The following is a 24,950-nucleotide window of genomic DNA, read 5'->3' as shown; positions in this document are numbered from 1 at the left end:
AAAGATATGACCATATGAGCAGTTAATGATAAAGGAATATAAAGCTTCATGAATATCCTCCTTTGAGGGAAGGGTGCGTCTTATGGCGTTAAGAGATGGAGACCCGTCATGGGGCCTTGTTGGGTGAGGAGGCGTGCCTTTGCTGTGGTGAGGTTAATCTCGTAAAGCGCACCCTCTAAATTACTGACAAAAGCGCATCCTTTGGCTTCATCAATAGCGAGGCCGATGGCGTCTCCTAGGTCTCGGGCGATGATGCGATGGTCGTGTAGGCCCTGCTTATCTACATGGGCAACATTCAAGCTGCTGCCATTCGGGGGGCCGCCTCGGTCTGTCCACCATAAGATGCGGCCATCGGAGGAGAGATGCAGGTCAATAGGTTCAGGCAGATGCGAAAGGAGGCAGTCTATATCTGTACGATGAGCGGGGTCCATGCCCTCTGGCTGCTCTAATGCCATACGGAAGATGCCGCCCGTGCCTCCTTTTGGGGGGCCTTTTTGGGTCCAATAGAGGTAATTATGATGTGTATCGAGGGCGATCCCAACGCAATGGAGGGTGCAATCTGTCATATCTGTGGGGAAGGTACCTCTTTGGAGGAGAACCTCCAAATTGCTACCATCGCGGCGGCAGCGCATGATGCGCATCCCCTCTCGGTCGCACCAATAAAGATGCTCACAATGCGGGGCGGAGGTAAGCTGCTTGGGTGTTACGACAAGGCCGTGGCCTATGAGGGTTTTATGGTCACGTCCATCTAACCGGGCGGTGTTTATTGTGCCATCAGCGGCGGCGTAATCCTTGCCCATATTGGTCCAATAAAGGCGGCCTTCGGCTTTATCAATCCAGAGGCCATCAGGTGTGCCCCAACCGAGGTCAATATGGGAGAGCACCTGCCCTTCTTTGGGGGAGAGGATCGTTATGCGTGGGGGTTCGGTTTCTAACGTGTAGAGAAGGGGCTGATGGGTCATGATGTTTCTTTACCATAGCTATAGAAGCCGCGGCCTGTTTTGATACCGAGCCGGTTTTCGGCAATCATTTCGCGGAGAAGCTGGCGTGGGGCCTCTGGCAGATGAGGGAATACCGCTGCGTAATGTTCCTCAATTTGTAAAACGATGTCCAACCCCACTTGGTCCATAAGCTGGAAGGGGCCTTGGGCGGTTCCTATAGTTTCGCGGTAAATGCGGTCGATCGTTTCAGGCTCGGTAATGCCTTCAGCCGCAACGCAGAGAGCTTCGCGTTTGATGGCCGCCCAAATACGATTTTGGATAAACCCCATGCTCTCTTTCTTTAGGAGATAAGGTGAGAGGCCAAGCTGGGTGAAGTAAGCCGCTAGCCCTTCCATAAGGCTAGGCTCTGTGGCCCCGCAGGACATAATCTCCACCGCGCGCTTATCCGGTGGCATCATAAAATGCGTGTTAAAGACGCGGTGCGTATCCTTCACATGGCCAATAATGTGACGAGAGGGGAAGGAGGATGAGGTCGTTGTAAGGAGGGCATCTTTGGGGGCGTATTGCTCTAATTGGCCAAAAATATCTATTTTAAGGTCCAATTTTTCCGGCAGGGCCTCAATCACAAGCCATGCGTCTTTTAAGGCATCGTCCAGAGCGGTGGTGATATGTACAGGCCCGGCTTTCCCCCCTTTTACGGTAGGGATGACCTGTGGAAGTGTGTGTTGAATATAAGCAAGTCCGCGTTGGGTGGCTTCCACGCTGCGGTCAAAAAGGCGTACTTCTCCCCCTTGTGTGGCGAGCATAAGGGCGATGCGCGTGCCCATCGTCCCTGCCCCAATAACAACGGCTGGCCTGTTACGGGCTTTTGTTAAGAGTGTATCGAGCATGACGGCCCCTTTATTGCGCTAGTGTTTTTAGCTCTGGGGCTGTTTTGGCGGCTGTGAACTCAATAAACCGATATTGCCCTACGCCAGAGGTCACAAAAGGGTCCTCCGCTAAGAGGGATTCAATCTCATCTAGGCTAATGCCATCGCGAATGATGAGGATGCCACCATCCTTGCTGGTTTTAGGCCCAGAGGCCAGTAATAAGCGGCGGTCATATAATGTATCAAGGAAGGCGCGATGAGCAGGGCGTTGGGCTTGTATGTCTTCAGGTGAGGCGAGGTAGGAAACTTCAGCGATGATCATAGAAGAGGTCCTTTGGTGAGTATATGGAGGCGATTTAATCTAGCAGCCTCATAGAGAAGGAGAATAACACTTTCATAATATTGGTATTTTTTTTAAGGATGATAAGGTGTTCTTCCAAAAAGGGAGGAATGCTGTTTTTGCTACTGCCCTTTATGATAGGGAGGACTAATTATGATTCGTACATTGATAGCCTTTTTCATCCCCTGGCTGACCTTCTTTACCATTGGTCGCCCTTTTGCTGGGATTATTTGCCTTATCCTGCAAATCACCATTTTGGGCTGGATTCCGGCGGCCATTTGGGCGGTGTTGGCTTTGCAGAAATATGATGAGACAAATCGCTAAGACGCGGTAACGTCCGTTAAAAAGAAAGCCCCCTGATTGTAAGGTCAGGGGGCTTTTTTATGGGCTAGTGTTGTGGGGGTTGGGGGGTCTCCCCAGAAGGGGCAGCATTGGTGATAAATCTCTCCAACGCAGCACCTTGAATATCCACGACCTCGCGGGGATATTGGATGCCATGCTCCTCAAAGCGTTTCTTCATACGGCGGTTAAACTCCCATTCCACTGTCCAACGGCCTGCATTGGTGGTGGGATAAACCCCCTTAACCGAGACAGAGGATGTGCCGATGGCCGAGACGCCCCAGAGGTCGAAATCAGCGAGGATGAGGTCTTTATAAGGGGCCTCATGACGCATCTCCTTCCCAATTTCGACCAGAATAGCCGCTACTTGGTCCGTATCGCTTTCAATATCCACAGTTGCGAGAATCATAGCGCGGGAGAAGTCGCGGTTATAGTTGGTCACTTGGCTGAGTGAGCTAAAGGAGAAGATATTGATGGACCCATCATTTGCTCGTACATGCACCGAGCGCAGGGAGAGACGCTCAATCACCCCATATGTCCCATTAAGTGTGACAGCATCACCAACGGTAAGGGCATTCTCTAAAAGCAAGAAGATCCCGCTAATGAAGTCTTGGACGAGCTTTTGAGAGCCAAAACCCAAGGCCACACCGAAGATAGACGCACTGGCAATTAATGGCCCGGTATCAATGCCTAATTGGGAGAGAACCGTCAGCCCAATAATAACAGCCAAGATGAGGAGAAAGAGGATGCGGAACATCGGCGTTAATGTTTGCAGCCGTGCTACGCGGATTTTGGTATCGCGGCCCTCTTGTGCATCAAGGCGGCGGATATGATGCTCAATCGTCACATTGGCTACTTCCCAAGCAACCACACCGACAATCAGGGCCACGAGAATGGTGAGAGCAGCTTGGAAGATGCGCGGGCCAAGAGTGTTCTGCCCCATGAGCAGATAAACAGGGGCCCCCCATGCAATTGCAAGGGCCAAGATGGTGATAACGGCCATAATGATGCGAATAATCGCTGTAGCGGCCGGATAATAACGGCGGATGCGCGTTAGGGTTTCCCCATTAAGGTTCCAGTCATTCAAAGCGCGCATGAAGCGTTCTAATCCACCATAGATGAGGATGCTTACAACGCGGACAATGACTAGCGCGACAATAGTCCGCACGAATAATTGCAGGATGATCTGATAGCCCCCAGCAATATCGGCAGCCCAAACGAGCCATAGCGCACCGTCAAAGAAGAGCGCGACAATCCACCATCCCTTAGCAATGACAGACATGAGGGACTGTAAATGGCGGTTATTGGCTCCCACAAGTTGGCAAGCACGGCGCACAATTCCGCGTGAGCGGATAATCATGACCGCTAAGAGGAAATGGACGACCAGCATAAGCAGCTTTTGCAATCCGTGGAGAACAGGGCTAGGAACGCTCATTGTCGCGATGACATCTAATGCCGCAAACCCCCACGCAATGATGTAACCAATATGGCGGAGATAGCGGAAGATGAAGTTTGCTGTCCTATCATGCAGGATGCTGAGCCGCAGCCATGGGGCTTCTGGCGCAAGGAAAATGCGTAGGAGAATCACCCATAGGCCCAACCCAATGCCAACTAACCATGTAATGCTCCAAAGAGCATGGTCGCTTTGGGGGGTAGGGGCAGGGTCTAGGACCCCCATCAACAAAGTGACGAGAGGGAACATGACAATCGCGAGGAGCTCTAGCCCTGCCCATGCCAGCGCGTAAGGAGCGCGGCGTAGGCATAGCATAAGCTGTGTTAAGGCCCCTTGATGGCGCAGGCTTTCCTCTAAAGTGGCTTGTACGGATTCAGCATCATCATGAGATGATGTTGTTTTTGCGGAGGTAGCCTCATCTGTGGCGTGTTGAGCAAGGCCTTCAGCGTCAGCATTTGCTTTGCGGAGCTTACGGGCAGCGTTTTGGAAAACCTTTTTATTATGCTCCTTAGCCATACGGTTAATGCGCCGGCGAAGGGGACGTAGAACAAGGCGCACGCTGTAAAGCAGCACAAAGCTTACGGCCAGCATGATGAGAACACGCAGGGCAATATGTGCAATTGTTTTTTGTAAGGCAGCATCATGCAGAACGGCCCCTAGCCAAGGGCCAATCGCGCCAAAATCAATAATATTTTGATGCAGCACATGGAGTTGCTGGAGGGCACGCTCCCCAAACTCTGTGAGATTATCCCGTGCCATAGTGAGCAGGGAGGTATGTTTTGTATTTTGCTGCGCTTTAACGAGGTTTTGCAGGGTCGTTAAAAATTGCTGCCGTTGAGAGTCATTGCTTAGGACAGAAATGAGCTGCCGGGCTTGTGCATCACTTAGCCCAGTGTTGCTAGGGGCATCGGCAGCACAAGCAGGGCGAACAAACGCAAAGGCCGCAAAGCATGCTAGCAAAAGCGTTGATATAATAGCGCGGAAGCCTTTTTGCCTCATCGCAACGGGCTGTAGAGGTTTAAGCATTCAGAGGGGCCTCACAAAAGGAGAACAAGATAGAGCGAATGAATCGCTCTTTTCTCAAAAGATTCACATAGTTTTAAGGGTGAGTTTTATGAAGATGATGTCATTTTCCAGCAGAGGCGGCATGAGAGGTAAGCTGGACGGCCCATAACTGCGCAAGATTATCGGCCGCACCGTCACTATCTACGCTGTTAAAGAGGGCAATAGCCTCGGTACGTTTGCCGCCATCCAGCAGGGCCATACCGAGGGTCAGACGGGCAAGGTCTGGTTGATGCGGGTGTTTTGCGAGGCCTTGCTGCATCAGGGCGATGCCTTGGTCCACCTGCCCATTGAGGACAAGATTATAACCTGCTGTGAGAGATAGCCCTGCATCTGGTGAGGTTTTGGCGTGTTCAACAGCAGAGGGAAGAGCCGCGCGTGTCTCGTTCGCGCGTTGGGCTACGAAGGCGCGGAAATGCGCTTGGGCTGCTGCTTGTGGCCCCGTACCGAGGAGATGACGGTTATAGCCTTCATCCAGTAAATTAAGCGCAAGCTGTGGTAGCCCCATTTGGACGGCACGCTCGGCCATATCTTGGAACTCCGCCGGGTTTGTAAGCAGCCCGGTTGCGAGGCGTAAGCGTTGGAGGTTAAAGACCATACGTGGGGTCAAGGTGCTGTCCGTCGTGAGGTCATGAATCAGCATCTGCCAATATTGTGGCCGTGCATAATATTTCACCAGCTTGACATAAATGCCCGTCTTATTGGTGATGTCATGCAGCTTATCATAAGCAGTCGCCAGCATTTGGAGCTGATTTTCCGCGGGAATGAGCTTGGCTTTTTGGTCTGCGGCGAGGATGGCTTTCCCAACCCCTGTTAGGCCCTTCCAATCTTGTTGGAGGTAATAACATTGCAGCAAGAGAGTTTGCATCGCAGGGTTAGGGCCAGCCTCACGCAGGTAGCGGCTGGCGGCACGGGCTGCGCTAGGGTAGTCATGCGCCCCATAAGCAAGGCTGGCTTGGGCCATGAGCATTTGATGGCGTGTTGCAGGGGCTGTGCGCTCATTAGTGATGAGCACATCATACGCTTTTAAGGCCGTTGGGACATCACCCGCTTGGCTTGCTGCGGCGGCACGCATTTGGGCGATGACGTAGCTCTCATAAGCGGTTTTTGTCGGGACAGCATCCGCGCGTTTGATGAACTCTAACGCCTGGGCAGGGTGGTGAGCATCCAGAGCAGCTTGCGCTTGTTGGAGTGGCTTGCCAACCTCTTGCCCTAGCTCATCCTCTGCATAAGCGGTGCTGAAGGCGAAGGGGGTAAGAGGGGTGTGCGTTAGCCCTGCAACCCCGGTGGCAGAAAGACCAATTAGGGCTGTTAAAAGCCACGGGCGCGGCTGTTTGAGAGATGGGAACATCATGATTATTGGCCCTCCATCATTTGCTCTAACCCTACAATGCCGAGTTTGGTCACACCAAGGCGCTGGGCATCGGCAAGGACATGAGCCACGGTTTTATAATTCGCAAGGCGGTCGGGCCGGATATGGATTTCAGGCTGGTCCCCCGTTGTGGGATGTACGGCCTCGTTAATATGCGCTTGGAGAGCATCCTCAGAGGGGATGGGCATGTCATTCCAGCTCAGTGAATTGTCGTAATTAATGCTAATCGTAACAATTTGTGGCTGTATCGCCGAGGGAGGCGGGTTGCCTTGGGGGAGGTCAATCGCCACGGAATGAGTCTGGAGGGGGATGGTGATGATGAGCATGATGAGCAACACCAACATGACGTCAATCAACGGGGTGGTGTTGATATCGACAATGGCTTCATCTTCATGAGTGCTGCTAGAGCCAATACCCATAGCCATGATGGACCTCCCAAAATGTTCGTCCGGTTTGGCCCCCAAAGAGGGGGCAGAAAATGGGGCCTCTGTTACAGATTAGGTAAATAGAGGGGGTTAGTCGTGTGGTTGCTCGGTGATGAAGTCCACATGTTGGATGCCAGCCTCTTGGCACGCCGCTACAATCCGACCGATGGGCATATATTGGACAGACCCATCGCCACGGATTTGGATTTGCGGTTGAGGCTGCTGGCGTGCTGCCTCCATAAGGCGGTTGAGGAGGTCCTTATGCCCGGTGAGGGGGGTGGTGTTCCAGTAGCTTTGCCCATCAGCGGTGACAGCCAACACAATATTGCCCGGTTTGGTCTTGGTTGGCTGGTTGCGGTCCACCGGTAGCTGAACCTTAACCGTATGGGTCGCTACCGGGATGGTGATGAGGAAGATGATAAGCAGCACCAGCATGACATCAACAAGCGGCGTGGTGTTGATAGCCGACACCACCTCGCCGTCATCATCTCCACCGTTACCGATGTTCATAGCCATGATGATTAGACTCGCGTGCTGGTGGTTGTCGTGGTGGGGCTGTCATCCTTCACGGCTTCGCTCAGGCCATCTTCATGCCGATAGCCGCCGAGCAGAACGGAGTGAAGGTCAGAGCCGAAATTACGGACGCGATCCATCGCTCCTTTATTACGGCGCACCAAAAGGTTGTACCCCAACACAGCCGGGACAGCGGTAGCAAGGCCGATAGCCGTCATGATGAGGGATTCACCAACAGGGCCAGCGACTTTATCAATGGAGGCTTGCCCTGCAATGCCGATAGCTGTCAGAGCATGGTAAATACCCCAAACCGTACCAAAAAGCCCGATAAAGGGCGATGTGGAGCCAACCGTACCGAGGAAGGCGAGACCCGCTTGCAAACGTGTATTGATGGTCTCTAACGCGCGCTGGATGGACATGGCTGTCCAAGATTGCAGGTCGATTGAATCCCGCATGGAGCCTTCATGATGCTGCGCGGCGATGATGCCTGTCTCCGCAATATAGCGGAAGGGCGAGGTGGGCTTGAGGGTTTTCGCCCCTTCTTGAATGGTCTTTTGTGTCCAGAAGGTCCGGTCTGCCGCTTTGGAGGCACTAAAGAGACGGGATTGCTCAATGAACTTGCTGACCATGATAATCCATGTCCCTAAGGACATCAGAGCCATAATCAGCAGGACGCCACGGGCGATGATGTCCCCATTCTTCCACAAGGCTTTCAGCCCATAGGGATTGTCTTTTGAGGCATCATCAGCGGGTTTGTCGCTGACGGGGGTTGCTGTGACAGGGGCATTGCCCTCGGTCCCAGCGGGAGGCTGTGCGTCACTAGTCGCCCCTGCTGGCGGTTGAGCCGGAGCAGTTGTTGTAACGGGGGCTTGTGCGGGAGCTGTTGCCCCAGCGGGGGGCTGGGCTGGTGCGCTCGCCCCCGCGGGCGGTACAGCAGGGCTTGCCTCTTGAGCCAACGCCGCAGAGGAAAGCGGCATAGCTGCAAGGATTAAGGCCAAAGCCGTACCGTAGAATGGACGCGCTTTAGAGGCGGTATGTGTCAGGGGAAGGCGGAGCATTCTGGTCATGAATCTCATATCCTTGTCTATCAACGCAAGGTGCGTTTTCTTAACGGACCCTGTGGTCAGGGCAAATAAGCGGGTGATGGATGAGGCGATACTCATTCATCATCACCGAGGGTGAAGTCCACATGCAGGACGTGGTTATGTTCAACAATGGGTTGTCCGCCAGCCACAGCGGGTTGGTAGCGTACGGGGGAGCGTTCTAGGAAGTTGAGTGCGCTTTCGGCAAAATCATGCCCTCCTTTTACACTGAGCAACTTACAATTAGCGGGCTTGCCATTGGTGAGAATATCGCATGAAGCCGTCACAGAGCCCTCCCGGCTCTCCTCTTGGGCTTCTTCAGGATATTCTGGCCGCACATTATTAATCGGCACAGCCCCAGCAGCATGGTCGCTATCGGAGGTGCTATCACCACTGCCACTACTGCTGCTGGACGCTGCCGAGGCTGATGTGGCAGCAGGCGCAACAGATGTAGGAGCCACTTTAGGTTGAGGCACTTTTTGCGCGCTATGATGGATAGGCGGCTTAGGCGGCGGTGGCAGCTTAATGCGCGGGGGAGGGATATAAGGTGGTGGTGGCTGCACCATGACCGGATGAGGCGGCGGTGGCGGTGGTGGGGGAGGTGGTGCCTCTGCAATGATGACCGTTTGAATCGGCGGGTGTGCAGGCTCGGTCTTCTCTGCCTTATTGAGCGTGAGGGCATAGACCACCAGCCCAATGGCAAGAAAAGCCACAACAGCGGCAACGATATAGTCAATCGGCCTACGTTGTAAGGCAGCGTAGCTTTTCATAGCAAAACTCTTTGCCCCTTTGTTATCTCAGCTCATACACCATGCCTACACGGGACCAGTCCCGTCTAGTTTCTGGTGTCAAGATGGCCTAAGCGGGGGCCTCTATGCAAGATATTATATGCGACTCTTTCGCATAAGAGAGTGTGTATAACTAAAGAGAAAATTGTGTATAACTTATGAGATGGTTAATAAATGGCTATTTTTGAGGGTTTTTTGGTCTCTAAAATCACGTTTTTGAGATTGCTCTCTGTGTATAAGTTACACCAGAGCTGCCTATAAAAATGACAAGTTTTGCTCTTGATGGGGGAGGATCACCCCTTTGGTCGTGGTGGGATGCCTTCTTGAGTGAAGGGCATCCCATTTAGGCGCGTACGCCGTTATTGTGCGGTTGCACTGGCTTCGGAGCGTGTTGCGCTTACACGTTGGGCGAGTGACGCGGCCATGAACTCATCTAAATCACCATCAAGAACGGCATCGGGGTTGCCTTTCTCTATGTTCGTCCGCAAGTCCTTGACCAGCTGATAAGGTGCGAGAACGTAGGAGCGAATTTGGTGTCCCCAACCAATATCCGTCTTAGCTGCTTCAGCGGCGGAGGCTTCAGCCTCCCGCTTTTGCAGCTCAGTTTCGTAAAGGCGGGCACGCAGCATCTCCATCGCAGTGGCACGGTTGCGGTGCTGGGAGCGGTCTGTCTGGCAGGCCACAACAATGCCGGTGGGGATGTGCGTAATACGGATAGCCGAATCCGTTTTATTCACATGCTGTCCCCCCGCACCAGAAGCGCGGAATGTATCGACTCGGAGGTCAGAATCGAGGATTTCAATCTCAATCGAATCATCCACAACGGGGGAGATATAGATGGAGGCGAAGGAGGTCTGACGGCGTGCAGCAGCGTCAAAGGGGGAGATGCGGACAAGCCGATGTACCCCGGCTTCGGTTTTCAGCCAGCCATACGCATTGGGGCCGCTTACGAGAATCGTAGCCGATTTTAGCCCCGCTTGCTCGCCTGCGCTGCTTTCCATCAGCGTGACTTTATAGCCATGTTGCTCGGCCCAACGTGTGTACATGCGCAGCAGCATCTCGGCCCAGTCTTGCGCCTCGGTCCCTCCCGCGCCGGAATTGACCTCAAGGTAGCAGTCATTCCCATCGGCCTCACCAGAGAGAAGGCTCTCCGTCTCACGCTGTTGGGCTTGGGCGGCTAAGGCACGCAGAGTGGTCAGGCCATCTTGGATGACAGCCTCGTCATTCTCCATCTCGGCAAGTTCGACAAGGTCGAGCGTGTCTTGCACTTCAGTCTCTAAGGCCTCGACCCCTTCAATCTGATTAGCGAGCATGGTGCGCTCGCGCATCATTTTTTGGGCAGCGTCTGGATTATTCCAAAGCTCTGGGTCCTCAGCGAGGTGGTTTAGCTCAGCAAGGCGTGTTTTGGCGGCATCCCAGTCAAAGATGCCTCCTCAGCAGTGCAACAGACTGCTTGATTTGCTCGGAGAGGGCTTCGGTCTCAGCCGACATGAGGCGTTCTCCTTATTCCTATGGTTAGTGATGCTGCCTTAGTATAGCCCCCCAACGCCAATGTCACCTCCCCCTGTGGTGTTTGGTGTCGTGTTGGGAGTGCTGGGGGCTGGCGTAGCCGCCATGGGTGTAGGGGGGGGAAGGGGGGCATCACTATTGGCAGGGTTAGCAGAACCGGATGTGTTGTTGGGGGTGCTGCTGGGCATATCGGTCTCAGAATCAGGAATCATATCCGCACCCGTATCGGCCGCAGTAAGGGTTTGTGTCCCATCGCCAAAGCCATGCAGTGGGACGGATGCTCCTGGAATCTGGTCCTGTTTAAACGCATCAATCGCCCGGATGCGCCCTGTGTCATATTCTGCCAAGGTCATGCCCTCTGGGGTGGGGAAGTCCAGTTTGGGACGGGTGGCAAAAACGGCTTTCATGATGCCATTCCAGATAGGGCCGGAGAGATGGCCGCCTGTCTCGTTCTTACCGAGGCTGTGGGGGTTATCATAACCAATCCACACCACAGTGACGACATCGGGCGAGAAGCCTGCAAACCATGCGTCATGATAATCTTGGCTTGTCCCGGTTTTCCCGGCGATGGGGCGGTCAATCCCCACACCTGCGCGCACACCAGTCCCACGGGCAATGACATCGCGCATCATGGTGGTGATTTGATAAGCACTTTGCGGGGAGGCGAGGACGGGCCGGTCATCATGGATGACAGGCAGGCCATTCTCCGTTGTGACGGTACGGTGATTAGCCTGATTTCGCCAAATAATTGTCCCATCTGGGTTTTGGATATAGTCGATGAGGCTAGGGGTGATGCTATGGCCACCATTGGCGATAGCAGCATAGGCCCCAGCTTCTTTAAGGACGGTTGTCTCCACCGCACCGAGGGCAGCGGGCAGGTAAGGCGGCATATTGTTCACCATGCCAGAGCGTACCGCTATATCGCTAACAGCCTTCATCCCTAGATGCGCGGCAACGCGAATCGTGACGAGGTTACGGCTCTCCCGCAGGGCATCATGCAACGTGGTGGGGCCCCAATTATCATGCTCGTAATTTTGCGGCTTCCAATCCCCAAAGCTGATGGGGGAATCATCAAATGTTTCAGAGGGGGAAATATCCCGCTCCATCGCAGCAAGATAGACGAGCGGCTTAAAGGAGGACCCCGGTTGACGTTGGGCCTGTGTGGCACGGTTAAATTGGCTTTGCTGGAAGGACCAGCCCCCCACAAGGGCCAGCACACGGCCTGTATGGGCATCCAGCGTGACGGTAGCCCCTTCCACTTGGGGGATTTGCTCTAGTGCTGCGGAGCCATCGCTTTGCGGTTCAATCATCACGATTTGACCGGGGAGAAGTGGATGAGTGCGCCGGCTCCAGCTCTCATCAGCTTTGCGGAGTGTGGCGGTGTGGGCTGTATGGCCACTCACCCACCCAACATGCACTACTGGGGCTGGGGAGAGTATAACGGCTAACCGCCATGAGGAGAGCATCCCTGCGGGAGGCTTCTGGCTGGGGAGGTCATCTTGCCATGTTGTCAGGCTGGTTAGGTGCCCTACAGGGCCGTGCCAGCCCTCATGCGTGCGTGCATAATTGATGAGCCCTTCCCGTAATAAATGAGTGCTGACTTGCTGGAGGTGAGCATCCAAACTGGTATGGACATCCAACCCGCCCTCGGTGGTTTGTTCCTCACTATAGAGGGTGGTGAGCTGGCGGCGGACTTCTGCGGCGAACCATTCGGAATCCTGCAAGGGGCCGAAGCGCGTATAGCCTTGGGGGATGAGCGGGTCTTGCTTAGCTTGCTGGGCATCCTCTGGGGTGATGGCGCGTGTCTCGCTCATCCGGTCCAGCACCCAGTTGCGCCGCCACATCGCCGCTTTAGGGTGGAGGAAGGGATTATAATTGCTAGGGGATTTAGGCATGCTGGCCAGCATCGCAGCCTCGGCATTGCTAAGTTGGTCGAGCGTTTTGTTAAAATAAGTCTGAGCGGCGGCTTCTACACCATAAGCCCCATTACCCAGATAAATCCCGTTAAGATAGATTTCTAAAATACGGTCTTTGGAGAGGGTGCGCTCAATACGCATCGCAAGCAGAGCTTCGCGTATTTTGCGGTCGATGGTCAGGCTGTTATTATTAAGCAGCATGACCTTAGCGACCTGTTGGGTAATGGTGGAGGCCCCGAGGGGACGTTTACCCTGATGGGTGAGGATGCTGATAATATCCGTCACCCCAGCACGCAGCATCGCTAAAGGGTCCACCCCGCCATGGGAATAGAAATTTTGGTCCTCCGCAGCGAGGAAGGCGTTACGCACACGTGGGGGGATGGCCCGGATGGGCACATAAATACGCCGCTCGTGCGAGAGTTCGGCCATGAGTTGGTCATCAGCGGTGTATAGCCGGCTTACAACGGGGGGTTGGTAATGTTGCAAGCTCTCTACGCTGGGGAGATTAGCACTAAGATGGGCATATAAGCCCCAACCCACCAGCACAAGGGTGGCAAGGCCAAGCGTGCAAAGGCTAAGCGCAGCCCCTAGTAAGAACCGCCAACGGCGGAAACGGGGCTTCTGAAAAGGCGGTGGCGGGCTGTCTGGCAGCATAGAAGAACGCGTCATGCTGCCCTCTATAACATGGTCAATAAAAAAACGGGAGGCAGCCTCATAGGTTCTGTTTTATGGTACGGTGCTGGACGCCCATAGGATAAGCCTTATTGTGGGGCTTGTTTTAAAAAGAGTTAAGGATTTAGTTCATGGTTACACGTCCCTCCGGTCGCGCTGCCGATGCCCTCCGTTCTGTTACAATCGAGACAGGCTTTGCCACTCATGCGGAAGGCTCTGCGCTGATTCGCGTAGGGGGGACGGAAGTGCTCTGCACGGCCTCGGTCGAGACACGGGTGCCACCTTTCCTGCGAGGGCAGGGCCAAGGGTGGGTAACGGCGGAATATGGCATGTTACCGCGCGCGACTCATACGCGTGGCTCCCGCGAGGCAGCACGGGGTAAGCAATCAGGCCGCACGCAGGAGATTCAGCGGCTCATTGGGCGGTCCCTTCGGGCTTGCGTGGACCTTAAAGCCCTTGGCGAATGTATGATTACGCTAGATTGTGACGTGCTGAATGCCGATGGCGGGACGCGTTGTGCCTCCATTACCGGGGCATGGGTTGCCCTGGCGCATGCGTTGGAGGGGATGGGCAAAAGCAAAGCTCTGACCGCACAAGTCGCAGCTGTATCGTGTGGTTTGACAGAGGCCGGGGCTGTGTTGGACCTTGATTATCAAGAAGATAGCAGCGCGCAGGCCGATACCAATTTTGTCCTCACAGCCGATGGCGGGATTGTGGAGATTCAAGGCACAGCGGAGGATCGCCCCTTCCGCCCGGAGGAGTTCCAACAGCTTTTTGACCTTGCACAGAAAGGCACACAGACCCTCTTTGCCGTGCAGAAAGAAGCTCTCACTCGTAAAAAGGGAGGCTAAGCTTTATGCCGCATTATGAAGATAAAATGCGCCGCCTAGCGCGGGGGAGTGAGCTTGTCCTCGCTAGCCATAATCAAGGTAAATTACGAGAGTTCTCCCTCTTATTGGCGGAGAGCGGCATTACAGTCCGCTCCGCAGCGGCATTAAATTTGCCAGAGCCAGAGGAAACCGCAGCGGATTTTGCCGGGAATGCGCTGATTAAGGCCGCGGCCGCAGCAAAAGCAACCGGCCTGCCTGCTTTGGCAGATGATTCCGGTTTTTGCGTTGCAGCCCTTAACGGCAAGCCGGGTGTGTATTCCGCCCGCTGGGCTGGTCCGCAGCGTGATATGACCCTCGCGATGAACCGCGTATATGAGGCGATGCAGGCCAGTGGCTCTGCTGATAAAGGGGCCTCTTTTGTTGTGGTCTTATGTGTGGCGTGGCCTGATGGGGCGTATCGTATGGTAGAGGCGGCATGTCATGGCCATGTCGCATGGCCCCCGCGTGGGACGCATGGCCATGGTTATGACCCTATCTTTATCCCTGAAGGGGAGAGCCGCCGTTTTGCCGAAATGACCGAGGAGGAGAAAAACCGTTTCAGCCATCGTGGACAGGCCATGGCCCGCTTTTTGCAAGATTGTGTGGCGTAGAATCGGAAAAATAATCGTGGAATTATAATTTCACGACTTCACAAAGGGGATAAAAACATATGTAATATATTGCACTATTACATATCGTATAAATGGATGTCCCATGCCCTCCGTCTCGTCATCACGCCATGCTCGTGCGTATATCATCGGTGATGTGCCAAAATGGGATGGCCCTGTATGGGCATCTATTGTGATGGTGGCATCGGCGTGCTTTGGCGGGGTAGGGCCGTTACAGGCAGAGGATAAGCCCCCGCCAGCGGTGGAGGTCATGCCGGGGGCGGGGGTGATTGGCCAACCACGTCGTGTCACGCCGGAGCAGAATCGTTCTAAAAAGCGGCATCAGGGCGATTGGGGGGCTTTTAATTGGGGGAATGGGGAGTTCGCAGGTTTTGGCCCGGTGGGGGTTTATGGTGTGGCCCCATGGGCTGAGGATTGGAGCAGCAAAAAAGACCTGAAGAATTACACGGATTTTCTGGACCCTCTAAAAGCGATTCGTTTGAATGAATCAGGCAGTATTTGGCTGACCCTCTCCGGGGAATCACGGATTCGGAACTGGTATGAATCCAGCCCGATGCTTGGCACAGTAGGTAAGCGTCATTCTGGCCGGTTTACAGTGCGTAATTTGTTGGGGGCAGAGCTGCATCTCGGCACGCATTGGCAGATATTCGGGCAGCTTAATAATGGCGAGGCCGCAGGGTGGAATTATTACGGCTATAACGCGACATGGCGGCGTAGGCTTGGCTTGCAGCAGCTTTTTGTTCGTTACGAGCAGAAGCTTCTAGGTGCAAAAACGGGCGTAATGGTCGGGCGGCAGCAATTTTTGGATGCCCCTTCATGGCTGATTTACGCCCGTGAGACCCCTAATGTGCAACTCTCATGGAATGGCGCGCGGGGCTATGCCATGTGGGAGCGTGTGCGGGTTGATGTGTATAATTTTGTGGCAACACAAGTGACGCGAGATACCATCATGGGCGGCGGATTTGATGATGGAACGCGCCTTTATGGGGGCGATGTTACGGTCGCTCTGCCGCGTTTTTCTATCGCGGGGCAGCAGGTTCATTCTTTTTTGGATCTATTTTGGATGGGCTTTCACTATGGGGGGAAGCTTGCCGCTATTGCCCAGCTTAAAGGAAGCGAGGCAGGCACGCAGACGCGCCAAAATGGCGGGTTCCGCTGGTATGGCTCGGCCCCCGCCTTTGAGTATGATGTTAGTGGCGTTTATCAGGCAGGGCGGTTCCATCCGAGTAAATCTGCTATCGGCAGCCGCCCGGTGAGTGCATGGGCTGTGCGTGGGGTGGCGGGCTGGCGTCATTCTTCCTCCTCCTTACATCCCTTCCTCGGTGTGCAGGCGGAGGCTTATAGCGGGGGGGATAATCGTCGCGCGCATGGTACGGAGGGAACATTCTCGGCCCCTTTCTCCCCGCGTAATGCGACATTCGACCTCACACGGACGATAGCGCGGGCTAACCTTATTAGTGCAGGCCCGCTTATGAGCATTGCGCCTCGCCCTTTTATGAATATCCGTATTCGTGTGCCGTATTTATGGCGAGAGAGCGTGCATGATGGGCTGTATAACTCCTCATCGCCTTTTTCCTTTTTAGCGGGGTCTCGTCTAAGGGCGGCGGGGCGTGCCGTGGGGTTACAACCGCAAGGGCAGGTGCAATTTCAGCTTCAACAGCATGTGAATTGGCAGCTTGATGGTGGGGCTATTTTTCTTACCCATCGGATGCGGCAAGCGGGGGGACAAAATGGGACCTATATGCTCTCTACGTTGACCTTCCGCTTTTAAGGATGCTGCGAGAGAATAAACAACGAATATAAATAGTTTAATAAAAGCAAATATTTTGGCTGAATTTCTTTACAAAGCTATCTTTATATCATCAAAAAATGATCTTTTTTCATTTTTTATATAAAATACACATTGAAGTTAGTGGATTATGCAATTACTCTCTTTTTTATCGTATTAAAGATGCAGGAGCAGGGTACGTGGCGGTCTCGGAGGATGAATATAAGGCTCTCCCTCATCAGGGGGTTGTTGCTGCGTCAGAGGAGGAAACAGGGCGTGTGCTGGCCTCTGTTTTGGCACGTTTTCCCGGTCGCGTGGCGGTGATTTCCTCCTTTGGGGCGGAGTCCGCCGTATTACTCGCGCAGATTGCCGCGCAGGATAAAGCCGTGCCGGTTTTCTTCCTCGATACAGGGCGGCATTTCCCGGAGACTTTGGCCTATCGTGATGAGCTAAGCCAGCATTTGGGGTTGGAGGATGTCCGCACCCTCCAGCCTGCGCGTAAAGAGGTCGAGTATCGTGACCCGGAGGGCCAGCTTGTGGCCTTCGACCCTGATGCGTGTTGTGCCCTGCGTAAAGTAGAGCCTTTAGATGTTGTTCTGCCAGAGTTTGATATTTGGGTGACGGGGCGTAAGCGTATGCAAGCAGCCACGCGGGCAGCCCTCCCAGTGGCTGAGCGGCAGGCGGATGGCAGTGTAAAGCTTAACCCCCTTGCTGGGTGGAGTGAGGCGCAGATTGCTGACTTTATGAAGGAGAAAGCCTTGCCTGCTCATCCTCTTGTTGCGCGTGGTTATCGCTCTATTGGGTGTGAGCCTTGCACAAGGCCCGTTGGTGCGGGTGAGGATAGCCGCGCAGGCCGCTGGGCTGGGCTTGCGAAAACGGAATGTGGCCTACATCGCCCTGTGCCCGTTACGCCGCCACCCGGTGCGGATAAGGAAGAGATTTCAGCCACGGCTTTATTAGCGGAACGACCTGTAGAATGACGCCCGACTATCGGGCTTATCAGTAAGGAAAGGGAGCAGGCATGGCTCTGCAAGACGCACATATTATGGATGGTTTGGACCAATTAGAGGCCCAGAGCATCTTCATCCTGCGGGAGGCTTATCGCAAGTTGAAGCCTATGGCCCTGCTATGGTCTTTAGGCAAAGATAGTAACGTGATGGTCTGGCTCGCGCGTAAGGCGTTTATGGGTCATGTGCCTTTCCCCGTGATGCATGTGGATACGGGTAAGAAGTTCCCCGAGATGTATGCGTTTCGTGATGAATACGCCAAAAAATGGAACTTAGACCTCATTTTAGGGGAATGTCCCCCCGTGGAGGAGATGGACCCGTCTCTCCCCCCCGCTGCACGCTCTGCTGCACGCAAGACGGTCGGGTTAGCGAATTTGATTGATAAGCATAAGTTCCGCGGTGTTGTGGCTGGTATCCGGCGGGATGAGCAGGCGACCCGTGCTAAAGAGCGCGTCTTTAGCCCGCGCGGGGCGAGCCATCAATGGGATGTGCGGAACCAACCGCCAGAGTTTTGGGACCAATATGCTACCCCTTATGAGGAGGGGATGCATGTGCGTGTTCATCCGCTGCTGGCATGGCGGGAGCTAGATATTTGGCGGTATATTGAGCGCGAGAATATTCCGCTAGTGGACCTCTATTTCGCAAAAGATGGCAAGCGTTATCGCTCGCTAGGCGACCAAGACATTACCAGCCCGATTGAAAGCCAAGCCTCCACCGTGGCGGAGGTTATTGCCGAGCTTGAGACAAGCCGCACGTCCGAGCGGGCGGGCCGCGCTATGGACCATGAATCAGAAGATGCGTTTGAGCGTCTCCGCGTTGCTGGCTATTTGTGAGGAGAGCTTTAACGATGACACAACCTCATTCATCTTCTACGCAGGTTCGTCACGGTGTTAGCACGCCGATTGTGATTGTTGGCCATGTGGACCATGGCAAATCCACCCTGATTGGCCGTTTGTTATACGATACAGATAGCTTGCCTGATGGCCGCCTCGTCCAGATTGTCGAGAGTAGCCGTAAGCGTGGCCTTGCTGTGGAATGGAGCTTCCTGCTCGATTCCCTTCAGATTGAGCGGGACCAAGGCGTGACGGTGGATTCCACGCGCATTCCTTTCCAGCTAAATGGGCGGGATTTTGTGATTGTCGATGCGCCGGGTCATCGGCAATTTTTACGGAATATGATTACTGGTGCAGCGGATGCAGAGGCTGCCGTGCTGGTGGTTGACGCAGCTGAGGGCGTGCGCGAGCAAACACGCCGCCATGCGATGTTGCTACGGCTCATCGGCATTAGTCATGTGATTGTGCTGCTTAATAAGGCTGATAGCATCAATTTTGATGAGGCAAAGCTTAAACAGGTCGAGGGCGATATTCGCCAGTTGTTAGCCCGGTTGGAGATTGATGTTAAGCAGGTCATTCCTGCTTCGGCACGGGATGGCGATAACATCGCTACCCGCTCGGAGAGGGCAGAATGGTATAAAGGCCCAACCTTGTTGGAGGCCCTAGCGCAGATTCAGCCGCCAGCCTCTCGTCATGCGCTGCCTTTGCGTATGCCTGTGCAAGATGTGTATCGTTTTGAAGGTGTGCGTTATGTCGCAGGCCGTATTGAGCGCGGCACAGTGCGGGAGGGGGACCGGCTGGTGATTGGTGGGCAAGGGCAGGAGGCCACCGTGGCGGAGGTCTGCCGTTGGCATGCCCCGCATGAGCCTGTTGCAGGTGCTGGTGAGTCCATTGCTTTGCGCTTAGAGCCTGACCTCGTACCAGACCGTGGGGATTTGCTCTTTCCTGCGGGGGATGAAGCCGCTGCCCCATTGAAAGCGGCGCGTTTGAAAACACGGCTCTTTTGGCTGCGTGGTGAACCGTTGCATGTGGGTGAAAGCTTCCGCCTACGTTTAGCCACAGCGGAATATGACGTGACGGTTGCGGCGATTGATGCGGTGGTGAATCTGGATGACCTCACCCTCAGCCCCGCTGATGAAGTTCCCCCCGATGGTTTTGCCGAGATTACGTTGGCGGTCGCACGGAATATCTTGTTCGATCCCTTTGCACCGGGGATGCCAGATGGGCGCGGTGTATTGGTGGACCGGCATCAGAAGATTGTCGGTGGGGCACCGCTTATCGGCCCAGCTGCGTTGGCGGATGGGGCGCATGCCATTCATCCTACAGCAAGCGGTGTGAGTGAGGCTGTTCGGGCAGGGTTGCGCGGGCATAAGCGTGCTGTGTTCTGGCTGACAGGTTTACCCGGTGCTGGCAAAAGCACTATCGCCCGCCATGCTGAGGAGGCTCTCAGCCATGAAGGGCTGAATGTCACAGTGTTAGATGGCGATACGGTGCGCTCCGGCTTGTGTAGCGACCTCGGCTTCTCCCCAGAGGATAGGCGGGAGAATATCCGCCGTGTCGCGCATGTGGCGCGGATTTTGGCAGAGAGTGGGCAGATTGTGTTGGTCGCTTTGGTGTCGCCTTTAGCGCAGGATCGTGCCATGGCGCGGGCGATTATCGGTGAGGATTGGCATGAGGTCTTTGTTGATACCGCACCAGAGCTTTGCCGCCAGCGTGACCCGAAGGGGCTTTATGCACAGGCTGAGGAGGGGCGGATTGCCTCCTTTACCGGTGTATCCGCTGCCTATGAGCCACCAGAGACGCCAGATGTCATTGTCCCCGGTGATGGGGATGTGGCCCGTAGCGTACAGCATTTAATAGACGCTGTGCATAAAGCCGTACGGTAAGCCGCTCAGGCCGTAAGGACTGTCTATTTAGGGAAAAGAAGCCGGTTTTTGCCAAGGCAAAGGCCGGGAGGGGAGGAGTTTACCCATTACGGTAAGCCCCTCCTTTAAGGGAGGATAGGGTGATGCAGCATTTTGCTTATGTCATCTCCGGTGCGTTAGTGGGGTTTTTAGTGGGTATGACGGGCGTTGGCGGCGGCTCCCTCATGACCCCGCTGCTTATCCTCCTTTGTGGGATTCATCCTAAAGCAGCGGTGGGGACGGACCTCATCTATGCCGCGATGACGAAGTTGTTTGGCACGTTTTTACATAGGCGATGTGGGCCGGTGCGTTGGTCTATCGTGTTGTGGATGATGTCTGGCAGCCTTCCCGGTGTGGCAGTCGCGCTCCTTTGGCTGCGGCATATAGGCTCCCCGCAAGAAATGGCGCAGGTTATTCGTGTCTCATTGGGTATTTGCTTATTAATAACCGCCCCTGCCATTCTCTTTCGTCCCACCTTAAAAGCATGGGTCTTACGGCATCAGCTTGGTGGGCCGGTGCAATCGCGGGTGCTAACGGTTGTGCTAGGTTTTGTGCTGGGCTGCATGGTGAGCCTCTCCTCCGTGGGGGCCGGGGCGATTGGTATGGCCGTGCTGGTGATGCTCTACCCCACTTTGCCACTGCGTGAACTCGTAGCCATTGATATTGCTCATGCTATCCCCCTCACACTCATTGCCGGGGCAGGCCATTGGGTGGAGGGTGATGTTATTGTGCCAACATTGTTGCTGCTTTTAAGCGGCTCCTTGCCCGGTATTTGGCTCGGCACACATTGCGCAGGCCGTTGCCCAGAGCGATGGCAACGGCTCATTTTAGGAAGCTTATTGTTATTGATTGGCGTGAAGACGATCTAAGTGGGAGTTTATCATACGATAATTGGATGAAAAGGCCGGTTGATCAAGGGATAGAGTGAAAGATTTGTGTATGGAGTCTTTTTATGGATTTTTTTGTGGAAAAAACTCTACAGCTTTTGGTTTAAGGGAGATATATGGATCAAGTTTAGTTGGAATTGGATAACGCTTTGATGTTGACCGTTGCGTCTGTTGAACCGCTCTCTGTATCAGAGGAAAATACACCAACGAAATTGGCAGATTTAGCCGGTGAGCTGTTGGCCGAAGCGAGAGATTTTGACAAGGAGCTACCGCGCTCATCGCATATGCGTAAGCAATTACGGCATATGGTTAGATTAATGAATTGTTATTATTCTAATTTAATAGAAGGAAATAATACACGTCCTGCTGATATAGAGAAAGCTATGGAAAGTAAAAAGGAGAGGGGGAGTCATGATTATTTCATTGATGAGGCTATAGCTCATGTTGAATTGCAGGAAAAAATAGATAATCTCTTTGAAAGAGGAGAGGACGTTGCGCCTGCTTCTTTAGAATTTATAAAATATTTACACAAAAACTTTTATAAAGGAGCGGGACCGGAGCGTTTGCGCTCCGAGAGACCTGATGGGACCTTCCAAGATATAAGACCTGGTTATTTTAGAAGTTGCCCTGCGGAGGATGTAATGGTTGGCAGGCATAAGCCGCCACGCTCAGAAGATGTTGGGAGCTATATGGCTTATTATGCTGAACGTTATACAAAAATGATGAATCGAAGAGGCAGCGTGTCCTCCCTTATAGCGGTGGGGGCTGCGCATCATAGATTTAATCATATTCATCCTTTTATAGATGGGAATGGACGCGTCGGGCGTCTGATTTCTCATGCGATGTTTCGTAAGATGGATGTAGGTGTAGATGGTTTATGGTCTATCTCACGGGGGTTAGCGCGTGGGTTAGAAGGAATGAACCGCTCAGTTGAATATAAAAATTATATGCAAAAAGCGGACGTACTTCGTAGAGGAGATACAGATGGGCGAGGTACATTGTCTCTATCTGCGTTAGAAGAGTTTTGTGAGTGGTTCCTTCGTGTTGCTTTGGACCAAGTTAAGTTTATGAGAACACAGTTTAATGGTCAGAAATTACAGCAACGCTATGAGTCTGTTATTAAAGGCCTTTATGAAGGTAAGGAGAGAGAGCATGCTTTGGAGATTATAAAAACTCTCTTTATAAAAGATGCAATTAATAAGGGCGATTTGCCAAGAGTGTTAGGATGTTCAGTCAAAACGGCACGAAACCGAATAGAGCCTCTTTTAAAAGATGGATTTGTTGTAGAGGATACGAGGAATAATCGGGAGCCATATAAATTAGGCTTGCCGAAGAATTATCACGGGCGTCTTTTCCCGAAATTAGTGGTGAGTGAATAAGAATATTTAGCTTTTTGTTGTTGGGTCCGTTGGTTTGTGGATGAGGGCTTCACAAATGTTATAGTATAACATAACATTATTCACGAAGCAGGATGCGTGCGTGAAGGAGTGGAGAGTGGCATGGCGGTAAAGCGGTGGGGCGGGGGTGTTTATGTCGCCTTGGTTGTGGGAGGGATGTTACCGCCTACAATATGGGCACAAGAGAGCCGTCAGCCTGTGCAGCGTGATGCTAATAACGCAGCAGAGGGGCAAGAGGAGGCACATCCGCTTAGTGCGCAGGAGGAGCACATCCATGTGACAGCGCGGCGGTTGGACCAAGCGCGCCAAGCTTTGCAACCTGCCATTGGGGCCACGCAGACAAGTTTCTCCCGCAAAGCTATAGAGGCCAATCCCGGCGGGGATAATGCTGCCCTTAACAGCATCCTTTTGCAGGCCCCCGGTGTTACGCAGGATAGTTATGGGCAGATTCATATCCGGGGGGATCATAATAATGTTCAATTCCGGCTGGATGGTGTGGCTTTACCAGAAGGGGTGAATGTGTTCGGGCAGGCTTTGATGACCCGCTTTGCCCATTCTATGAGCCTGACAACGGGCGTTCTGCCGGCGGAATATGGGTTTCGCCAAGCGGGGGTGATTGATATTCAAACCAAAAATGGTGTGTCGGATGAGGGCGGAATGCTCTCCGGCTATGGCGGGGTGCGGGATTATGTGCAGCCTTCTCTCCAATATGGTGGGCATTGGGGCCAGTGGGATGGCTTTATCACCGCTGATATGATTCATGACCGGGTGGGGATAGAGAATACCATCCCCAGCTATAATGCGATTCACGATCTCTCACGTCAGCATCATATCCTAGGGCATGTGCGCTATACCCTCCGGCCAGAGACGCGCTTTAGTTTTACAGCGGGGATATCCAATGCGTGGTATCAGCTACCTAATAATCCCGGCCAACAACATCAATTTGCAACCCCGCTTTTTAAGGCAGATAATGCACTCTCTATGCAGGCAAACGCGCCTGATAGTAGCCATCTGGATGAGCATCAGCAGCAGATTACCGACTTCGCTATCCTCTCATGGCAAGAGGAGCATGAGACTGTTAGTGCTCAGACATCAGCCATTCTTCGCTATAGCTCTATGCGTTATTCGCCCGATTGGGTGGGGGACCTTGTTTATAACGGCATAGCGCAGCAAGCGGCGCGGTCGGTCTTTTCTAGCGGGGTGCAAAGTGATGTAACATGGCGTCTTAACCATGCTCATACGCTGCGCGGTGGGGTGCAAGCCTATGGGGAGCGGGTGGTGAGTAAAAGTAACGCCTCGGTGTATCCCTTAGCAGAGGATGGAAGCATCATCCCTCAACCGATGAATGTGCATGATTCATCAGGCAAGACCGGGGCTCTATATGGGGCGTATATTCAAGATGAGTGGAAGATTACGCGTAAGCTTACCCTCAATCTTGGTGCGCGGTTTGATGGTGTGGAGGAATATGTCCATGCCCATCAGTTTAGCCCGCGCATTTCTTTGGTGTGGACACCGTGGCGTGGTGGGCGGTTTCATGTTGGCTGTGCGCGTTATTTAACCCCCCCACCTTTTGAGACCATCGGCACAACTAGCCTCAGCCGGTTTGCCAATACATCGGCCGCCCCAGCGCATTATCAAAATGACCGCGTGAAAGCAGAGCGGGATAATTATTACGATATTGGCTTTATCCAACGCCTTACCCCGCATTGGTCCATCGGGGTGGATGCTTATTGGAAGGATGCGAAAAATCTTTTGGATGAAGGGCAGTTCGGCGCGCCGGTGATTTTGACGGCCTATAATTACCGCCGGGGCCATGTGCGGGGGGTGGAGTTTACAACCGATTATGAGGCTGGGCCGTGGAGCTTATATGGCAATGTTGCCCTCTCCCGCGCGATGGGGAAGGATATTAACTCCGCGCAATGGAACTTTGATGAAGATGACCTCCAATATATGCGCCATCATTGGGTGCATTTAGACCATGATCAACGTGTAACGGCCTCAGCGGGGGCAGCTTATACGGCTTTTCGTAAAACGAATCACCCTTTGCATCTCTCTGGGACGATGGTTTATGGTAGCGGGTTACGGCAGGATAAAGAGACGGCAACTGGGGACATCCCCAACGGGGCGCATGTGCCGCGCTATGTGACCTTTAACCTCGCCCTGGTACAGCATATCTGTCATGTCCCTGCACTAGGGGGGCATAACATGCAGCTACGCTTGGATGTTATCAACTTGTTTGATAAGCATTATATGCTACGCGATGGCAGCGGCATTGGGGTTGGTGCCCCACAATACGGGCTGCGGCGGAGTGTGATGGGGGGGGTGTCTTTCTCCCTCTAAGGCTGGTGCAGCCATGATTGATGTACCAAGGAGTG

At 53.6% G+C, this 24,950-nt stretch carries 21 protein-coding genes; 10 read left to right on the top strand and 11 right to left on the bottom strand.

Annotation, left to right across the window (positions count from 1 at the left end; genetic code table 11):
* Positions 1-80: 80 nt before the first annotated feature.
* Genes NQF89_RS00720 through NQF89_RS00710 form a run of 3 tightly spaced genes read right to left on the bottom strand, consistent with a single transcriptional unit; the run spans position 81 to position 2,132 of the window.
* Positions 81-962: a YncE family protein gene (locus NQF89_RS00720; RefSeq protein WP_266137272.1), complete on the bottom strand. Its 882-nt coding sequence runs from the start codon at positions 960-962 to the stop codon at positions 81-83.
* Positions 959-1,831: a 3-hydroxyacyl-CoA dehydrogenase family protein gene (locus NQF89_RS00715; RefSeq protein ID WP_099026465.1), complete on the bottom strand. Its 873-nt coding sequence runs from the start codon at positions 1,829-1,831 to the stop codon at positions 959-961. The genes NQF89_RS00720 and NQF89_RS00715 overlap by 4 nt, the downstream gene beginning before the upstream one ends.
* A 10-nt stretch (positions 1,832-1,841) precedes the next feature.
* Positions 1,842-2,132, bottom strand: coding sequence for a YciI family protein (locus NQF89_RS00710; protein ID WP_266137271.1), 291 nt, complete (start codon positions 2,130-2,132; stop codon positions 1,842-1,844).
* A gap of 174 nt (positions 2,133-2,306) precedes the next feature.
* Here NQF89_RS00710 and NQF89_RS00705 point away from each other — a divergent pair, with 174 nt between their 5' ends.
* A complete protein-coding gene (locus NQF89_RS00705) occupies positions 2,307-2,474 on the top strand; it encodes a YqaE/Pmp3 family membrane protein (protein ID WP_099026690.1) in 168 nt (55 codons plus the stop codon).
* A gap of 64 nt (positions 2,475-2,538) precedes the next feature.
* On the opposite strand, the gene NQF89_RS00700 is transcribed toward NQF89_RS00705, so the two are convergent.
* From NQF89_RS00700 to NQF89_RS00665, 8 genes are all read right to left on the bottom strand, one after another.
* Positions 2,539-4,968 carry a mechanosensitive ion channel family protein gene (locus NQF89_RS00700; RefSeq protein ID WP_266137270.1) on the bottom strand — a complete coding sequence of 810 codons (2,430 nt, stop codon included), beginning with the start codon at positions 4,966-4,968 and terminating at the stop codon, positions 2,539-2,541.
* Positions 4,969-5,068: 100 nt separating this feature from the next.
* Entirely contained in the window at positions 5,069-6,358 is a 1,290-nt protein-coding gene (locus NQF89_RS00695; RefSeq protein ID WP_266137269.1) for a hypothetical protein, read from the bottom strand.
* A 2-nt stretch (positions 6,359-6,360) separates the two neighbouring features.
* Positions 6,361-6,801: an ExbD/TolR family protein gene (locus NQF89_RS00690; RefSeq protein ID WP_266137268.1), complete on the bottom strand. Its 441-nt coding sequence runs from the start codon at positions 6,799-6,801 to the stop codon at positions 6,361-6,363.
* Positions 6,802-6,891: 90 nt separating this feature from the next.
* Positions 6,892-7,317 (bottom strand): ExbD/TolR family protein, encoded by a 426-nt coding sequence (locus NQF89_RS00685; protein ID WP_099026461.1) that lies wholly within the window; start codon positions 7,315-7,317, stop codon positions 6,892-6,894.
* A gap of 5 nt (positions 7,318-7,322) precedes the next feature.
* Entirely contained in the window at positions 7,323-8,381 is a 1,059-nt protein-coding gene (locus NQF89_RS00680; protein WP_266137267.1) for a MotA/TolQ/ExbB proton channel family protein, read from the bottom strand.
* 92 nt (positions 8,382-8,473) lie between these two features.
* The gene (locus NQF89_RS00675; RefSeq protein WP_155572646.1) at positions 8,474-9,166 is read right to left on the bottom strand and encodes an energy transducer TonB; all 693 of its coding nucleotides are present in this window, start codon (positions 9,164-9,166) and stop codon (positions 8,474-8,476) included.
* A 377-nt stretch (positions 9,167-9,543) separates the two neighbouring features.
* Positions 9,544-10,675, bottom strand: a protein-coding gene (gene prfB, locus NQF89_RS00670) for a peptide chain release factor 2 (protein ID WP_155578950.1) whose coding sequence is annotated in 2 segments (ribosomal slippage) — positions 9,544-10,605 and positions 10,607-10,675 — 1,131 coding nt in all. Because the reading frame shifts where the segments join, the coding sequence is not laid out codon by codon here.
* Positions 10,676-10,713: 38 nt separating this feature from the next.
* The gene (locus NQF89_RS00665; RefSeq protein ID WP_266137266.1) at positions 10,714-13,278 is read right to left on the bottom strand and encodes a penicillin-binding protein 1A; all 2,565 of its coding nucleotides are present in this window, start codon (positions 13,276-13,278) and stop codon (positions 10,714-10,716) included.
* A gap of 134 nt (positions 13,279-13,412) precedes the next feature.
* On the opposite strand from NQF89_RS00665, the gene rph reads away from it, so the two are divergent.
* The 9 genes from rph (at position 13,413) to NQF89_RS00620 (ending at position 24,915) form a co-directional block, all read left to right on the top strand.
* The gene (gene rph / locus NQF89_RS00660) at positions 13,413-14,132 is read left to right on the top strand and encodes a ribonuclease PH (protein ID WP_099026457.1); all 720 of its coding nucleotides are present in this window, start codon (positions 13,413-13,415) and stop codon (positions 14,130-14,132) included.
* A 26-nt stretch (positions 14,133-14,158) separates the two neighbouring features.
* Entirely contained in the window at positions 14,159-14,761 is a 603-nt protein-coding gene (gene rdgB, locus NQF89_RS00655; protein ID WP_266137373.1) for an RdgB/HAM1 family non-canonical purine NTP pyrophosphatase, read from the top strand.
* A 103-nt stretch (positions 14,762-14,864) separates the two neighbouring features.
* Positions 14,865-16,550 (top strand): alginate export family protein, encoded by a 1,686-nt coding sequence (locus tag NQF89_RS00650; RefSeq protein ID WP_266137265.1) that lies wholly within the window; start codon positions 14,865-14,867, stop codon positions 16,548-16,550.
* 197 nt (positions 16,551-16,747) lie between these two features.
* Positions 16,748-17,527, top strand: coding sequence for a phosphoadenylyl-sulfate reductase (locus NQF89_RS00645; protein WP_266137264.1), 780 nt, complete (start codon positions 16,748-16,750; stop codon positions 17,525-17,527).
* A 65-nt stretch (positions 17,528-17,592) separates the two neighbouring features.
* Complete coding sequence (gene cysD / locus NQF89_RS00640; RefSeq protein WP_266106829.1) at positions 17,593-18,387, top strand: sulfate adenylyltransferase subunit CysD; 795 nt, start codon at positions 17,593-17,595, stop codon at positions 18,385-18,387.
* A 14-nt stretch (positions 18,388-18,401) separates the two neighbouring features.
* The gene (gene cysC, locus NQF89_RS00635; protein WP_266137263.1) at positions 18,402-20,273 is read left to right on the top strand and encodes an adenylyl-sulfate kinase; all 1,872 of its coding nucleotides are present in this window, start codon (positions 18,402-18,404) and stop codon (positions 20,271-20,273) included.
* A 122-nt stretch (positions 20,274-20,395) separates the two neighbouring features.
* Positions 20,396-21,160, top strand: a complete 765-nt coding sequence (locus tag NQF89_RS00630) for a sulfite exporter TauE/SafE family protein (protein ID WP_266137372.1) — start codon at positions 20,396-20,398, stop codon at positions 21,158-21,160.
* A gap of 170 nt (positions 21,161-21,330) precedes the next feature.
* A complete protein-coding gene (locus NQF89_RS00625) occupies positions 21,331-22,557 on the top strand; it encodes a Fic family protein (RefSeq protein ID WP_266137371.1) in 1,227 nt (408 codons plus the stop codon).
* Positions 22,558-22,677: 120 nt separating this feature from the next.
* Positions 22,678-24,915, top strand: coding sequence for a TonB-dependent receptor (locus tag NQF89_RS00620; RefSeq protein WP_266137262.1), 2,238 nt, complete (start codon positions 22,678-22,680; stop codon positions 24,913-24,915).
* The last annotated feature ends 35 nt before the right edge of the window (positions 24,916-24,950 follow it).

This window comes from Bombella pollinis, assembly GCF_026385485.1.
Taxonomy (GTDB): Bacteria; Pseudomonadota; Alphaproteobacteria; order Acetobacterales; family Acetobacteraceae; genus Bombella; species Bombella pollinis.
This window is presented reverse-complemented; position numbering and strand designations above follow the sequence as displayed.

Excerpts from the sequence above, each read along its gene's own strand:
- NQF89_RS00720 (WP_266137272.1), bottom strand. The coding sequence starts at position 962 with ATGACCCATCAGCCCCTTCTCTACACGTTAGAAACCGAACCCCCACGC.
- NQF89_RS00715 (WP_099026465.1), bottom strand. The coding sequence starts at position 1,831 with ATGCTCGATACACTCTTAACAAAAGCCCGTAACAGGCCAGCCGTTGTT.
- NQF89_RS00710 (WP_266137271.1), bottom strand. The coding sequence starts at position 2,132 with ATGATCATCGCTGAAGTTTCCTACCTCGCCTCACCTGAAGACATACAA.
- NQF89_RS00700 (WP_266137270.1), bottom strand. The coding sequence starts at position 4,968 with ATGCTTAAACCTCTACAGCCCGTTGCGATGAGGCAAAAAGGCTTCCGC.
- NQF89_RS00695 (WP_266137269.1), bottom strand. The coding sequence starts at position 6,358 with ATGATGTTCCCATCTCTCAAACAGCCGCGCCCGTGGCTTTTAACAGCC.
- NQF89_RS00690 (WP_266137268.1), bottom strand. The coding sequence starts at position 6,801 with ATGGCTATGGGTATTGGCTCTAGCAGCACTCATGAAGATGAAGCCATT.
- NQF89_RS00685 (WP_099026461.1), bottom strand. The coding sequence starts at position 7,317 with ATGGCTATGAACATCGGTAACGGTGGAGATGATGACGGCGAGGTGGTG.
- NQF89_RS00680 (WP_266137267.1), bottom strand. The coding sequence starts at position 8,381 with ATGACCAGAATGCTCCGCCTTCCCCTGACACATACCGCCTCTAAAGCG.
- NQF89_RS00675 (WP_155572646.1), bottom strand. The coding sequence starts at position 9,166 with ATGAAAAGCTACGCTGCCTTACAACGTAGGCCGATTGACTATATCGTT.
- NQF89_RS00665 (WP_266137266.1), bottom strand. The coding sequence starts at position 13,278 with ATGACGCGTTCTTCTATGCTGCCAGACAGCCCGCCACCGCCTTTTCAG.
- rph (WP_099026457.1), top strand. The coding sequence starts at position 13,413 with ATGGTTACACGTCCCTCCGGTCGCGCTGCCGATGCCCTCCGTTCTGTT.
- rdgB (WP_266137373.1), top strand. The coding sequence starts at position 14,159 with ATGCGCCGCCTAGCGCGGGGGAGTGAGCTTGTCCTCGCTAGCCATAAT.
- NQF89_RS00650 (WP_266137265.1), top strand. The coding sequence starts at position 14,865 with ATGCCCTCCGTCTCGTCATCACGCCATGCTCGTGCGTATATCATCGGT.
- cysD (WP_266106829.1), top strand. The coding sequence starts at position 17,593 with ATGGATGGTTTGGACCAATTAGAGGCCCAGAGCATCTTCATCCTGCGG.
- cysC (WP_266137263.1), top strand. The coding sequence starts at position 18,402 with ATGACACAACCTCATTCATCTTCTACGCAGGTTCGTCACGGTGTTAGC.
- NQF89_RS00630 (WP_266137372.1), top strand. The coding sequence starts at position 20,396 with ATGCAGCATTTTGCTTATGTCATCTCCGGTGCGTTAGTGGGGTTTTTA.
- NQF89_RS00625 (WP_266137371.1), top strand. The coding sequence starts at position 21,331 with ATGTTGACCGTTGCGTCTGTTGAACCGCTCTCTGTATCAGAGGAAAAT.
- NQF89_RS00620 (WP_266137262.1), top strand. The coding sequence starts at position 22,678 with ATGGCGGTAAAGCGGTGGGGCGGGGGTGTTTATGTCGCCTTGGTTGTG.